General features: G+C 61.1%; 14 protein-coding genes. 9 read left to right on the top strand and 5 right to left on the bottom strand.

Annotated features, from left to right (window positions below; all coding sequences use genetic code 11):
• Positions 1–3: 3 nt before the first annotated feature.
• Positions 4–963, bottom strand: a complete 960-nt coding sequence (gene fepB / locus FOY96_RS15960; RefSeq protein ID WP_143347402.1) for a Fe2+-enterobactin ABC transporter substrate-binding protein — start codon at positions 961–963, stop codon at positions 4–6.
• Between the two features lie 188 nt (positions 964–1,151).
• Between fepB and entC the strand changes: the two genes are divergently transcribed.
• From entC to FOY96_RS15925, 7 genes are all read left to right on the top strand, one after another.
• Positions 1,152–2,327, top strand: a complete 1,176-nt coding sequence (entC, locus tag FOY96_RS15955; RefSeq protein ID WP_047061320.1) for an isochorismate synthase EntC — start codon at positions 1,152–1,154, stop codon at positions 2,325–2,327.
• A gap of 9 nt (positions 2,328–2,336) precedes the next feature.
• Entirely contained in the window at positions 2,337–3,947 is a 1,611-nt protein-coding gene (entE, locus tag FOY96_RS15950; RefSeq protein WP_143347401.1) for a (2,3-dihydroxybenzoyl)adenylate synthase EntE, read from the top strand.
• A 10-nt stretch (positions 3,948–3,957) separates the two neighbouring features.
• Positions 3,958–4,812: an isochorismatase gene (locus tag FOY96_RS15945; RefSeq protein ID WP_033144898.1), complete on the top strand. Its 855-nt coding sequence runs from the start codon at positions 3,958–3,960 to the stop codon at positions 4,810–4,812.
• Entirely contained in the window at positions 4,809–5,564 is a 756-nt protein-coding gene (gene entA, locus FOY96_RS15940; RefSeq protein WP_039264077.1) for a 2,3-dihydro-2,3-dihydroxybenzoate dehydrogenase EntA, read from the top strand. Before FOY96_RS15945 ends, entA begins: the two co-directional genes overlap by 4 nt.
• A 1-nt stretch (position 5,565) precedes the next feature.
• Positions 5,566–5,979, top strand: a complete 414-nt coding sequence (entH, locus tag FOY96_RS15935) for a proofreading thioesterase EntH (RefSeq protein ID WP_023310710.1) — start codon at positions 5,566–5,568, stop codon at positions 5,977–5,979.
• Between the two features lie 149 nt (positions 5,980–6,128).
• Positions 6,129–8,234, top strand: coding sequence for a pyruvate/proton symporter CstA (gene cstA, locus FOY96_RS15930; protein WP_033144900.1), 2,106 nt, complete (start codon positions 6,129–6,131; stop codon positions 8,232–8,234).
• Between the two features lie 96 nt (positions 8,235–8,330).
• Positions 8,331–8,528 carry a YbdD/YjiX family protein gene (locus tag FOY96_RS15925; protein WP_006809671.1) on the top strand — a complete coding sequence of 66 codons (198 nt, stop codon included), beginning with the start codon at positions 8,331–8,333 and terminating at the stop codon, positions 8,526–8,528.
• Here the strand turns inward: FOY96_RS15925 and FOY96_RS15920 are convergent.
• The 4 genes from FOY96_RS15920 to FOY96_RS15905 all read right to left on the bottom strand — a co-directional run bounded on the left by FOY96_RS15920 (position 8,525) and on the right by FOY96_RS15905 (position 11,279).
• Positions 8,525–8,929, bottom strand: coding sequence for a helix-turn-helix domain-containing protein (locus FOY96_RS15920; protein ID WP_143347400.1), 405 nt, complete (start codon positions 8,927–8,929; stop codon positions 8,525–8,527). The two genes, FOY96_RS15925 and FOY96_RS15920, sit on opposite strands and share 4 nt — an antisense overlap.
• On the bottom strand, positions 8,910–9,206 hold the full coding sequence (locus FOY96_RS15915; RefSeq protein ID WP_143347399.1) for a type II toxin-antitoxin system RelE family toxin: 297 nt from the start codon (positions 9,204–9,206) through the stop codon (positions 8,910–8,912). The genes FOY96_RS15920 and FOY96_RS15915 overlap by 20 nt, the downstream gene beginning before the upstream one ends.
• Positions 9,207–9,389: 183 nt before the next feature.
• Positions 9,390–10,133, bottom strand: a complete 744-nt coding sequence (locus FOY96_RS15910; protein ID WP_032661029.1) for an SDR family NAD(P)-dependent oxidoreductase — start codon at positions 10,131–10,133, stop codon at positions 9,390–9,392.
• 57 nt (positions 10,134–10,190) lie between these two features.
• Positions 10,191–11,279 carry an oxidoreductase gene (locus FOY96_RS15905; RefSeq protein ID WP_033144903.1) on the bottom strand — a complete coding sequence of 363 codons (1,089 nt, stop codon included), beginning with the start codon at positions 11,277–11,279 and terminating at the stop codon, positions 10,191–10,193.
• A 159-nt stretch (positions 11,280–11,438) separates the two neighbouring features.
• On the opposite strand from FOY96_RS15905, the gene FOY96_RS15900 reads away from it, so the two are divergent.
• Both FOY96_RS15900 and FOY96_RS15895 read left to right on the top strand, forming a co-directional pair.
• Entirely contained in the window at positions 11,439–12,941 is a 1,503-nt protein-coding gene (locus FOY96_RS15900; RefSeq protein WP_143347398.1) for a sugar ABC transporter ATP-binding protein, read from the top strand.
• A complete protein-coding gene (locus tag FOY96_RS15895; protein WP_023334863.1) occupies positions 12,938–13,933 on the top strand; it encodes an ABC transporter permease in 996 nt (331 codons plus the stop codon). Before FOY96_RS15900 ends, FOY96_RS15895 begins: the two co-directional genes overlap by 4 nt.
• Positions 13,934–13,937 lie beyond the last annotated feature (4 nt).

The following is a 13,937-nucleotide window of genomic DNA, read 5'->3' as shown; positions in this document are numbered from 1 at the left end:
CTGTTACCCAAAGATTGCTTCTAAACGCTGCAACACCAACATCGCGCTGTAGTAATCCAGGCGGAACGTCTCCGTTCCCAATGCCCAGACCCGTTTGTTTTTCACCGACGGCAAATGCGCCAGCAGCGGGTTGGCGTAAATCGCATCCACGTCTTTCCGATCGCCGGCAAACACAAACAGCCCTTCGCCGTTCAGCCCCGTCGCCAGGTTTTCCCCACCCAGCTGGATGATGTCGTGGCGTTTGCCCTGGCTTTTTGAGGTGTGCAGCCCGTCGGGTAGATCCGCCAGCGTAAAGCCCAGCTGGTGCAGCAGCTTGCCTTGCGCCGATTCCGCAGTCCACAGGTTGGCGCTGTGCGCGGCGGCGGTGTAGACGATGGCGTTCACCGGCTGCGGCGGCAATTTCATCTGCTGTTTCACCTGCGCGAGCTGTTTATCAAACGCGGCAATGCGCTCTGCGGCCTGTTTTTCCTGCCCGGTGAGGCTGCCCAGCTGCGTCAGCAGTTCCTGCCAGCTTTTGTCGTCGTAGTTGATGATAAGCGTTGGGGCGATGGCGGAGAGCTGATCGTACAGCGCCAGCGCGGAATCCCCGCCGGTGGCGCTGATCAAAATCAGATCCGGCATTTGCGCGGCGACCGCTTCGGCGCTCGGCTCGCCAATGTACAGTCGCGCAACCTTGCGCTGTTTCGCAATATCGCCCCACTGACGCAAAAAGCCCTGTGCATCCGCCACGCGGTTGTTCGGCGTGGTCGCGCCGCTGGCAACGACCGGCGCGTCAATCGCCAGCAGGGAGCCGGTTAAGGTCACGCTGGTGGAGACAATGCGCGTCGGTTTGCTCTCAAGCGTGTGAACGCCACGGCTGTCGGTCACCTGACGCGGCCAGTCGGCGGCAACGGCTGAGGCAAGTCCTAAAACAAAAAGTCCAGATAAAAGCAGGGTATTACGGAATAGGGCAGGGAATTTCACAGCGCGACATCCTGTTTTTGTTGAAGATAATGCTTCTCATTTTCATGGTTGATGCGAAGGGATGCAAGCTTTTGTCGCATAAGTTATTTGTCCGACGGTTGACAGCGAAGCGATGTGGGATTAGGTTAGCCGACGAAAATATAAATGATAATCATTATTGCTTCTTTTATCATTTTGAGGAGGATGATATGGACACGTCCCTGGCTGAGGAAGTTCAGCACACCGCGACCACGCTGCAATCAGACAGCTTTTTCTTTATGTCGCCTTACCGCAGTTTTACTACCTCAGGCTGTTTTACCCGCTTCAGTGAACCCGCCGTCGGCGGTGACGATCCGGCCGGGCAATTCCAGCAAAAATTAGCCCAGGCCTTCCGGAATGCGAAAGCTAACGGTATCGCTCATCCGGTGATGGTAGGGGCTATTCCGTTCGATACCCGCAAGCCATCTTCTCTGTTTATTCCGCAGCGCTGGCAGACCTTTTCCCGTCCGGCACGTCAGCAGTCCGCACGCTATTTTTCCGGCTCGCAGGCGCTGAAGGTGGAACAACGCACCGAGATCCCGCCGCAGCCCGTGTTTGAAGAGATGGTCGCTCGCGCCGCGTCGCTTACCGCCACGCCGCAGGTGAACAAGGTGGTGCTGTCGCGTCTGATTGATATCGCGACCGACAAACACATGGACAGCGGTGCGCTGATGGAGCGGCTGATCGCCCAGAACCCGGCGAGCTTTAACTTCCACGTGCCGCTGGAAGACGGCGGCGTGCTGCTCGGCGCCAGCCCCGAACTGCTGCTGCGTAAAGAGGGCGCGCACTTTAGCTCGCTGCCGCTGGCAGGCTCCGCGCGCCGTCAGCCGGACGATGTGCTGGATCGCGAAGCGGGCAATAAGCTGCTGGCCTCCGAAAAAGACCGCCACGAGCACGACTTGGTGACTCAGGCGATGAAGGCCATTCTGGCACCGCGCAGCCACCACCTGAGCATGCCGTCTTCCCCGCAGCTCATCACCACGCCGACGCTGTGGCATCTGGCGACGCCGGTTGAAGGTGACGCGCGTGAAAACGAAAACGCCCTGACTCTGGCCTGCCTGCTGCACCCGACCCCGGCGCTGAGCGGCTTCCCGCATGAGGCGGCAAAAGAGCTGATCGCCGAGCTGGAGCCGTTCGACCGCGAGCTGTTCGGCGGCATCGTCGGCTGGTGCGACAGCGAAGGCAACGGCGAGTGGGTGGTGACCATCCGCTGCGCGCGTCTTCGCGAAAATAGCGTTCGCCTGTTTGCCGGCGCGGGCATTGTGCCTGCCTCTTCGCCGGTGGGCGAATGGCGCGAAACGGGCGTGAAGCTCTCCACCATGCTCAACGTGTTTGGCTTGCACTAAGGATCGCTCATGACCATTCCCTTTACCCGCTGGCCTGAGGAATTCGCCCGCCGCTACCGCGAAAAAGGCTACTGGCAGGATCTGCCGCTGACCCACATCCTGACGGATCGCGCTGAAAGCGATGCCGTGGCGATTGTCGACGGCGAGCGGCACATCACCTACCGCGCGTTTAATCAGGCGGTGAACAACCTGGCGTCCGCTCTTCAGGCGCGCGGGCTGCAGCGCGGCGAGACCGCGCTGGTGCAGCTTGGCAACGTGGCCGAGTTCTACGTCACTTTCTTTGCGCTGCTGCAAATTGGCGTCGCGCCGGTTAACGCGCTCTTTAGCCATCAGCGCAGCGAGCTGAACGCCTACGCAGAGCAGATCAAACCCGCCGTGCTGATTGGCGATCGCGACCACGCGCTGTTTGCGGGCGATGATTTCCTCAACGCCTTTGTGGATGCGCATCGCTCGGTACGCCTTGTACTGCTGCGCGGCGATAAGGGCGAACACGCCCTGGAAGCGGCGATTGCGCGTCCGGCGGATAACTTCATTCCGAACCCGACGCCCGCTGACGAAGTGGCATTTTTCCAGCTTTCCGGCGGCAGCACCGGCACGCCGAAGCTGATCCCGCGCACGCATAACGACTACGACTACAGCATTCGCCGCAGCAACGAGATCTGCGGAATCAATGCATACACCCGTTACCTGAACGCGCTGCCCGCGGCGCATAACTACGCCATGAGCTCGCCGGGATCGTTAGGCATCTTCACCGCCGGCGGCTGCGTGGTGCTGGCGAACGATCCGAGCGCCACGCTCTGCTTCCCGCTGATTGAACGGCATCAGATTAACGTCACCTCGCTGGTTCCTCCGGCGGTGAGCCTCTGGCTGCAGGCGATTGCCGACGGCGCGGGCAACGCGCAGCTTAAATCCCTCAGGCTGCTGCAGGTGGGTGGCGCACGCCTCTCCGCCACGCTCGCGGCGCGCATTCCGGCGGAAATCGGCTGCCAGCTTCAGCAGGTGTTCGGCATGGCGGAAGGGCTGGTGAACTACACCGCGCTCGACGACTTGCCGGAGCGCATCATCAACACCCAGGGTCGCCCGATGTGCCCGGACGACGAAGTGTGGGTGGCGGACGAACACGGCAACCCGCTGCCGCGCGGTGAGGTCGGGCGTCTGATGACGCGCGGGCCGTATACCTTCCGCGGCTATTTCAACAGCCCGGAACACAACGCCAGCGCCTTTGACGCCAACGGCTTTTACTGCTCTGGCGATCTGATCGCCATCGACGAGCAGGGCTACATCACCGTGCAGGGGCGCGAGAAGGATCAGATCAACCGCGGCGGCGAGAAGATCGCCGCCGAAGAGATTGAAAACCTGCTGCTGCGCCACGAGGCGGTGATCCACGCCGCGCTGGTGAGCATGGAGGACAGCCTGCTGGGCGAAAAAAGCTGCGCGTATCTGGTGGTGAAACAGCCCCTGCGCGCGGTCGAGGTGCGCCGCTTCCTGCGCGAGCAGGGCGTTGCCGAATTCAAGCTGCCGGACCGCGTGGAGAGCGTGGATGCGCTACCGCTGACGCCGGTCGGCAAAGTCGATAAGAAACAGTTGCGCCTGTGGCTTGCTGAACGCGCCCGGGGCTGAGGAACAGAGTATGGCCATTCCAAAATTAACCGCTTACGCGCTGCCGACCGCCGCAGAGCTGCCGACCAGTAAAGTGAACTGGGCGTTTGAGCCTGAACGTGCCGCGCTGTTGATCCACGATATGCAGGAGTATTTCCTGAACTTCTGGGGCGAAAACAGCGCGATGATGCAGCAGGTGGTGGCGAATATCGCCCGACTGCGCGCTTACTGCAAAGCGCACAATATTCCCGTGTACTACACCGCTCAGCCGAAAGAGCAGAGCGACGAAGACCGCGCCCTGCTGAACGACATGTGGGGGCCGGGCCTGACCCGCTCGCCGGAGCAGCAGCGCATTGTCCGCGAACTGACCCCGGACGAAGCCGACACGGTGCTGGTGAAGTGGCGCTACAGCGCGTTTCACCGCTCGCCGCTGGAGCAGATGCTGAAAGAAACCGGCCGCAACCAGCTGCTGATTACCGGCGTTTACGCCCACATCGGCTGTATGACCACCGCCACCGATGCCTTTATGCGCGACATCAAACCGTTCTTTATCGCCGACGCGCTGGCGGATTTCACCCGTGACGAGCACCTGATGTCGCTGAACTATGTGGCCGGACGCTCGGGCCGCGTGGTGATGACCGACGAGCTGCTGCCGTCCGTTCCGGCGACCAAAGCCGCGCTGCGTGAGCTGATCCTGCCGCTGCTGGACGAGTCCGACGAGCCGATGGATGACGAAAACCTGATCGACTACGGTCTGGACTCGGTGCGCATGATGGCGCTGGCCGCCCGCTGGCGCAAAGTGCACGGCGACATTGACTTCGTGATGCTGGCAAAAAATCCAACCATCGACGCATGGTGGGCGCTGCTGTCCCGCGAGGTGAAGTGATGGGTCTGGATTTCACCGGTAAAACCGTCTGGGTGACGGGCGCGGGTAAGGGGATTGGCTACGCGACGGCGCTGGCGTTTGTGGAGGCGGGCGCACGGGTGACCGGCTTCGATCTGGCGTTTCCGCTGGGGGATTATCCGTTCGCCACTGAAACCCTGGACGTGGCGGATGCCGCGCAGGTGCATGAAGTGTGCGGGCGCGCGCTGGCGTCGCTTGAACGGCTGGACGTGCTGGTCAACGCGGCGGGCATTCTGCGCATGGGGGCGACGGACCAGCTCTCGCAGGAGGACTGGCAGCAGACCTTTGCGGTCAACGTCGGCGGCGCGTTCAACCTGTTCCAGCAGACGATGGGCCAGTTCCGCCGTCAGCAGGGCGGGGCGATAGTCACCGTGGCGTCCGACGCGGCACACACGCCGCGCATCGGCATGAGCGCCTACGGCGCGTCGAAGGCGGCGCTGAAAAGCCTGGCCCTGACCGTCGGGCTGGAGCTGGCGGGCAGCGGCGTGCGCTGTAACCTGGTGTCGCCGGGCTCAACGGATACCGATATGCAGCGCACCCTGTGGAAAAGCGACGACGCGGAGCAGCAGCGTATTCGCGGTTTTGGCGAGCAGTTCAAGCTCGGCATTCCGCTGGGCAAAATCGCTCGCCCGCAGGAGATTGCCAGCACGGTGCTGTTCCTTGCTTCCGATGCCGCCAGCCATATCACCCTGCAGGATATCGTGGTGGACGGCGGCTCCACGCTGGGGGCGTAAGATGATCTGGAAACGTCATTTACCGCTCGAGGAGCTGAACGCGACCAGCCTGAATACGCTGGTGGCGCATCTCGGTATCGTCTATACCCGCCTCGGCGACGACACGCTGGAAGCGGAGATGCCGGTGGATGCGCGTACCCATCAGCCGTTTGGCCTGCTGCACGGCGGCGCGTCGGCGGCGCTGGCGGAAACCCTGGGGTCGATGGCCGGCTTTCTGATGACCCGCGACGGTCAGAGCGTGGTGGGGACGGAGCTTAACGCCACGCACCATCGTGCGGTCTCTCACGGCAAAGTGCGCGGCGTTTGCCAGCCGCTGCATCTGGGGCGGTCGAGCCAGAGCTGGGAGATTGTGGTATTCGACGAGCAGGGGCGGCGGTGCTGTACCTGTCGGTTGAGCACGATGGTGTTGGGCTAAGCCAGGCAGATCAAAGTGATCGGCTTAACACTGTGGTGTAAATCTCTGGTTTGACCACGCATTATTGCGTTTCAAAGTTGTTAAATTTTTCCGGTTGTTCTAGAAACAAAATGTAACATCTCACTGTTTCACAACAACGGACAACAACTATGAACAACTCAGGGAAATACCTTATATGGGCAGGGCTCTCCGTTGTGGGAGCCTTTGCCCTGGGCTATATCGCCCTCAACCGGGGGGAACAGATCAATGCGCTCTGGATCGTCGTCGCCTCCGTCTGCATTTATCTGATCGCGTACCGTTTTTATGGCCGCTATATTGCGAAGAACGTTCTGGGCGTTGATGCGACGCGCATGACGCCTGCCGTCCGCCATAACGACGGGCTGGACTACGTGCCGACCGACAAAAAAGTGCTGTTCGGTCACCATTTTGCGGCGATTGCCGGGGCGGGTCCGCTGGTGGGGCCGGTGCTGGCGGCGCAGATGGGCTACCTGCCGGGGATGATCTGGATCCTCGCGGGCGTGGTGCTGGCGGGCGCGGTGCAGGACTTTATGGTGCTGTTCGTCTCGACCCGCCGCGACGGGCGTTCGCTGGGTGAGCTGGTGAAAGAGGAGATGGGGGCAACCGCCGGGGTGATTGCGCTGGTGGCGACCTTTATGATCATGGTGATCATCCTCGCGGTGCTGGCGATGATCGTGGTGAAAGCGCTGACCCACAGCCCGTGGGGAACCTATACCGTTGCCTTCACCATTCCGCTGGCGCTGTTTATGGGGATTTATATTCGCTACCTGCGCCCGGGCCGCATTGGTGAGGTGTCGGTAATTGGCCTGGTGTTCCTGGTGTTCGCCATTATCTCCGGCGGCTGGGTGGCGGAAAGCCCGACCTGGGCGCCGTTCTTCGACTTTACCGGCGTCCAGCTGACCTGGATGCTGGTGGGCTACGGCTTTGTGGCGGCGGTGCTGCCGGTATGGCTGCTGCTGGCTCCGCGTGACTATCTCTCTACGTTCCTGAAAATCGGCACCATCGTCGGGCTGGCCATCGGCATTCTGATTATGCGTCCGACCCTGACCATGCCTGCGTTAACCAAATTCATCGACGGTACCGGCCCGGTCTGGACCGGTAACCTGTTCCCGTTCCTGTTTATCACCATCGCCTGCGGCGCGGTGTCGGGCTTCCACGCGCTGATCGCATCCGGAACCACGCCGAAGATGCTGGCGAATGAAAATCAGGCCTGCCTGATCGGCTACGGCGGCATGCTGATGGAATCCTTTGTCGCCATTATGGCGCTGGTCTCGGCCTGTATCATCGACCCGGGCGTGTACTTCGCGATGAACAGCCCGATGGCGGTACTGGCACCGGCTGGCACCGTTGACGTGGTGGCGTCCGCCGCGCAGGTGGTGAGCGGCTGGGGCTTTGCGATTACCCCTGATACGTTGACGAGCATCGCCAGTGAAGTGGGCGAGCAGTCGATTATCTCCCGTGCGGGCGGAGCGCCGACGCTGGCGGTCGGCATGGCGTATATTCTTCACGGCGCGCTGGGCGGGCTGATGGACGTGTCGTTCTGGTATCACTTCGCCATCCTGTTCGAGGCGCTGTTTATCCTGACGGCGGTGGATGCGGGAACTCGTGCGGCGCGCTTTATGCTGCAGGACCTGCTGGGGGTGATCTCCCCGAACCTGAAGCGTACCGATTCGCTCCCGGCTAACCTGCTGGCGACGGCGCTGTGCGTGCTGGCGTGGGGCTACTTCCTGCACCAGGGCGTGGTCGATCCGCTCGGCGGGATTAACACCCTGTGGCCGCTGTTTGGTATCGCCAACCAGATGCTGGCGGGCATGGCGCTGATGCTCTGCGCGGTGGTGCTGTTCAAGATGAAGCGCCAGCGTTACGCCTGGGTGGCACTGGTGCCAACCGCCTGGCTGCTGATCTGTACTCTGACGGCGGGCTGGCAGAAAGCCTTCAGCCCGGACAACAAGGTGGGCTTCCTGGCGATCGCCAACAAGTTCCAGGCGATGATCGACAGCGGCAAGATCCCGGCGCAGTACACCGAGTCGCAGCTGTCCCAGCTGGTGTTTAACAACCGTCTGGATGCCGGGCTGACCATCTTCTTTATGGTGGTGGTCGTGGTGCTGGCGTTGTATTCTCTCAAGACCGCGCTGGCGGCGTTGAAAAACGATCAGCCAACGGCGAAAGAGACGCCGTACGAGCCGATGCCTGAAAACCTGGAAGAGATTGTGACCCAGGCGAAAGGGGCGCACTAACCTTTGTGCCGGGTGGCGGCTTCGCCTTACCCGGCCTACATTTCTTCTCCGCCCTCTCCCCCCGGGAGAGGGCCGGAAACAAACGAGAAACTGATTATGTTCGACACCCTTTCCAAAGCAGGTAAGTACCTGGGCCAGGCCGCCAAAATGATGATTGGCGTGCCGGACTACGACAACTACGTCGAGCATATGCGCGTCAACCATCCGGACCAGACGCCCATGACCTACGAAGAATTTTTCCGCGACCGCCAGGACGCCCGCTACGGCGGCAAGGGCGGGGCGAAGTGCTGTTAACCCTCTTTCGGTAAATAGAGGCTGATCTGTTCCTGCCTGCAGCCGTAGATCGCTGCCAGCTTTTCACGGGTGCGCTTTTGCGGACGGGAGTCGAGCGCTTCCAGCTGCGACACGGCGGACTGGGCGATGCCGAGTTTTTCCGCCACCTCCTGCTGGGACATGCCGCGCAGGATACGCCACGCGGCCTGCAGGCTGACGTTCTCGTTATGCATGACGTCGCACACTTCACCAGGTAATCCTACGTCATCATAACAATCGTGTTCGACTTCAATATCCTCTAGATCATCATCGGTTTCGTCGTCGATTTCTGCCATCTGTAAGCACATACGAAAGTATTCATCATAGGGAATAACGACGTACTGCGCTTTTCCGTCATCGTCCTTAATTAGCTGAACAGCCATAGGGGGCTTTCTCCTCGTGAAGGTAGGTCGTTGATGTTCTGCGCTTGACGGCCAAAACATAACAATGGTTATCGGGATCGTTCCGAAGTGTAATCAGAATGCGGTAATCGCCAACGCGTAGCCGGAAATGATTTTCTGTTGCCGATATTTTTTTGATATCGGGCCGGGGAGCTGAGCGATCGTCCAGCTCAGCAAGTTTTGCTTTGATTCTTCGCTGATATCGGCCATCGATTTTGGAAAACTCTTTCTTTGCATTCTTTGACCAGACAATCTTCATCCGTACCTCCACTGTACGCCCACACAAAGTATAAGGAAATAATAAGGCTATTAGATAAATTCCGAATTTCTAATGGGGTACTGTAGAGCGGGGAAATAACCGGAGAAAGCGGCAAAACGCGAACCGTCGAGGGCGCTCGGAAACGCCTCTGTCGGACGACAGAGGCTTGCAGTGAGATTGCGATCAGGCGTTCAAACCGCCGTCCACGTCCAGGCCGGTACCGGAGATCTGCCCGGCCGCCGGACTGGCAAGAAACGTGACCGCCGCCGCGACGTCTTCCGGCTGACCGTAATGACCCAAAGCAATAAGCTGACGCTGAGAGTCAGCCTGTTCCCCGTCTTCCGGGTTCATATCGCTGTTGGTGGGCCCGGGATGTACCAGGTTAACGGTAATGCCGCGCGGCCCTAAATCACGAGCCAGCCCGCGGGTGAGGGAATTCAGCGCCGATTTGGTCATCGAGTAAACGGCAATGCCCGGCTGCGCCACGCGGTTTGCCAGACAGCTGCCGATGTTGATAATGCGCCCGCCGTCGGACATGTGCACCAGCGCTTCCTGAATGGCGATCACCACGCCGCGAATGTTGACGTTGATTAGGGCGTCAATGTCCGCCAGCGTCATGGACTCCAGCGGGCCGCCGCGCGCGATCCCGGCGTTGTTGACCAGAATGTCCAGCCCGCCAAGGGAACGCGCCGCATGGGTGACGGCATCCTGAATCGCCTGCGCGCTGGCGCTGTCGGCCTGCACGGCTTCGCTGTGTCGCCCCAGCGCCTTAATCTCATCGGCGACCGCCTGGGCTTTATCGGCAGATTTTTCATACGTAATAATCACATCCGCACCGGCGCGCGCCAGCGACAGGGCAATCGCACGACCCAATCCGCGGCTGGCGCCGGTAACCAGCGCCTTTTTACCTGTTAAATCGATCTGCATGATGACCTCGTTACGAGAGTGGTAAGAATCATCATTAGGTATAGCCTGTCGGCGCGATCAACGGCTGAAGGATTCTACTTTCTCAAACGCGGCGCGCAGAACGTCAGGCGTTAACGTAACAGGTAAATAGTGAATCGACTCCACCGGGCGCAGGGTGTGGGCGATGACCCGATCCAGCTCGTCGCGGTTATTGATGTCGACGTCCAGCTCGCGAAGCGTGGTCGGCAGGTTAAAACGCTGGTAAGCCGTCACCAGCTGCGCCAGCACGTCGTCCTGGCCGAGCAGGGCGCTCTGCACCAGAATGCCGTAGGCCACCTTGGTGCCGTGCAGGTATTTCTCCGTCTGCGGCAGCACGGTTAAGCCGTTGTGTACCGCATGCGCCGCCGCCACGCGCGTATAGCGTTCGCCCAGGCCGCCGACCATCCCGCCGCCGGCGATGATTGCATCCACCACGTCCCGGAACGCCTGCGTCTGTTCGCCGCGCTGCTGGTCGGCCAGCGCCTCTTCGCTGCGCGCCAGCAGCACGTCGCGGATCGCCAGCGCGCCGTTAATGCCCAGCCGCACGGTCAGCGGCAGGTTCTCCGGCTCAGGTGCCAATACCACCGCTTCGTACCACTTCGCCAGCGTATCGCCGATGCCCGCCAGCAGATACTCCGCCGGAGCGTTAAGGACGATCTGCGGCTCCACCAGCACCAGGAAGTTGGCGTCGTCGAAGATCTCAAAATGCAGCGCCTGACCGGCATCGTTGTACCAGACGGAGAGCGGAGTCCACGCCGCGCAGGTGGCGGCAATGGTGGGGATGCCCACAAACGGCACCCCTAAGCGGCGCGCCACGGCCTTGACGGTATCCATCACCGCGCCGCCGCCGACGCCAATCACCACGCTGGCGTCGCTGCCGGATTCATTCACCAGATGGGTGACGTCGCGCTCGCTGCAGTGGCCTTTAAACAGCAGGCGTTTCGCTCCCGGCGCGTTAAAGCTCTCGGGCAGGAAAGGGCGCGCGCCTTCGATAGCGCGCTCGCCGTAAATCCACACCGCGCGGGAGAGCTGCTGCGGGGTAAAGAAGTTATCCAGCTGCGCAAGGCTTCCGGGATGAGAGAAGTAGTTCGCCGGGCCAGGCACGACGCGGATATCGGTGTTGCTCATGATGGTGTCCTTTTTGCGGAAGCGCTAACCCGATGTTATGTCTGGACATCCGGATGGCTAATAATATTTCGCTTTAACTTATGCCTTTTCCGTCGTTGTCAGTCAACCAGAGCTGTGAAAAATTCGATAAATCAGAAGAGTAATGAAGGATTTACGCGGATGGTTTCCAGTCGCCTTGAGATGCGCGGTATCAGCCTGGCCTTTTCCGGCTTTCAGGCGCTGTCGCGCGTGAATTTCACCTTAACCGGCGGATCCGTACACGCGCTGACCGGTGCCAACGGCGCGGGAAAATCGACCCTGATGGCGGTGCTGTGCGGGACGCACGACCACTATGAGGGCGAGATCAGCATCAACAACCAGCCGGTGAGCATCCGCGAACCGCTCGATGCCAAACGGCTGGGGATCCACCTTGTGCAGCAGGAAGTGGACGTAGCGCTGATCCCGGGGTTAAGCATTGCCGAAAACATCATGCTCGACCAGCTGGCGCTGCCGGGGCATCGCTTCAGCTGGCGCGCGATCCGCCAGCAGGCGAGACAGGCGCTGGCGCAGCTCGACGTGACGCTGGACGTTCGCCGTTCCATCGACGGCTGTTCGCTGGCCGAAAAGCAGCAGATTTTGCTGGCGCGGGCGCTGTCCCATCACTGCCGTTTTTTGATTCTTGATGAACCCACCGCGCCGCTGGACGCGCATGAGAGCGAGCGCCTGTTTGCGGTAGTGAGACGTTTAAAGCAGCAGGGCATCGGCGTGGTGTTTATCTCTCACCGCATTCACGAGCTGAAGGCCATCTGCGACACCCTGACGGTGCTGCGCGACGGCAAGCTGATCGAGTCCGGCCCGATGGCCGATCTTAGCGGCGAAGCGATCGTCGAGAAGATGCTCGGCCACGTGCTGAGCGATATCTATCCGCCCGCGCGGCCGCCGCACGGCGACGAAACGCTGTTACGCGTTGAGGGGCTTCACGACGACGCGCTGCTGAAAGATATCTCCCTGCACCTGCGCAAAGGCGAAATTCTCGGGATTGCCGGGCTGGCGGGGGCGGGGAAAACCGAACTCTGCAAGGCGCTGTTTGGCGCCACCAAGAGCCGCGTGGCGCGCGGTGAGCTGAATCATCAATCCTGGCAGCCGCGCGACCCGGCCGACTCCGTGCTGCGCGGTCTGGCGCTGGTGCCGGAGGAGAGGCGGAAAGAGGGCATTTTTATCGACGAGCCGGTGAGCATGAACCTCGCCGTGTGCGCCGATAACAGCTTTTCGCGCTGGAGCCTGTTTGGCCATCGTCAGGCGTGGCGCTGGGCGGAAGAGGTCATCGCCCGCGTCGGCGTGCGCGCGCGTGGGCCGGGGCAGGTGCTGCGCCGTCTCTCCGGCGGCAACCAGCAGAAGGTCGCCATCGGTAAATGGCTGCGGAATGACGCCAGCGTGCTGATATTCGACGAGCCGACCAAAGGCGTGGACGTGAAGGCCAAAACCGACCTGTTCCAGCTGATTGACGGCCTGGCGCGCGAGGGCAAAGGGGTGATTTACGCCTCGGGCGAGTTTGCCGAACTGGTCGGGCTGTGCGACCGCATCTGCGTGCTGTGGGACGGGCGCATCGTGGCGGAAATCGCCGGGGCCGAGGCCCGCGAAGAGACACTACTTTATTATTCAACCGGAGGAACGGCGTCGTGAGCAAGGCCCTTTCAGTGAACGCGGCGGCGTCTGGCCGCCAGCAGATTTTCGATTTTCTCTACAGGTGGGGCATGCTGTTAACCGTCGTCGCGCTGGTGGCCGTCTTTGGCCTGGCGTCGGACAGCTTCCTCGATCCGAACAACATCATCAATATTCTGCGCTCGATTGCCATCGTGACGGTGATTGCCATTGGCGTGTCGATCTCGTTGACCATCGGCGGGTTCGATCTCTCCGTGGGATCCACCGCCTCGCTGGCGAACGCGCTGGTGATTTCCCTTTTCGTCTGGCACGGCTTTGGCACCACCGAGTCGATTTTGATCACCCTCGCGCTCTGCACGCTGGTGGGGCTGTTTAACGCTTTTCTCATTGTCATCCTGCGTATTCCGGACATGCTGGCGACGCTTGCCAGCCTGTTTGTGATCCAGGGCGTGGCGATGACCTACAGCTACGGCGGGTCGATTACCGAGAACATGGTGCTGCCGAGCGGCGACATGGCGGAAGGGACCATTCCGGCGGCGTTCAGCCTGCTGGGGCAGGTGCCGACCATCGTGATCGTCATGCTGGTGGTGACCGTGCTGGCGCAGCTTGGCCTGTCGCTCACTACGCATGGCCGACGCATGTACGCCATCGGCGGCAACCCCGAAGCGGCGCGCCTCTCCGGCATTCGCACCACGCGCTACAAGGTGGCGGCCTACGTGATTGCCTCGCTGCTGGCGGGTCTGGGCGGGATTTTGCTGGCTTCACGCATCGGCTCGTCGCAGGTGAATGCGGGCGGCGGATACCTGATGGATGCGGTGGCGGCGGCGTGGATTGGCTTCTCGCTGGCCGGATCCGGCAAGCCGAACGCGCTGGGAACCCTGGTTGGGGCGGTCATTCTCGGCGTGCTGTCGAACGGGCTGGTGATGCTCTCCGTACCGTATTACGCCATGGACATTATAAAAGGGCTGGTGCTCGCGGTAGCGCTGGCGATTACCTACATACAAAAACGCTGACAAC

The sequence above is a fragment of the Enterobacter asburiae genome (assembly GCF_007035645.1).
Lineage (GTDB): Bacteria > Pseudomonadota > Gammaproteobacteria > Enterobacterales > Enterobacteriaceae > Enterobacter > Enterobacter asburiae_B.
The sequence above is the reverse complement of the archived record's forward strand: the minus strand, read 5'-3'. Positions and strand labels throughout refer to the sequence as shown.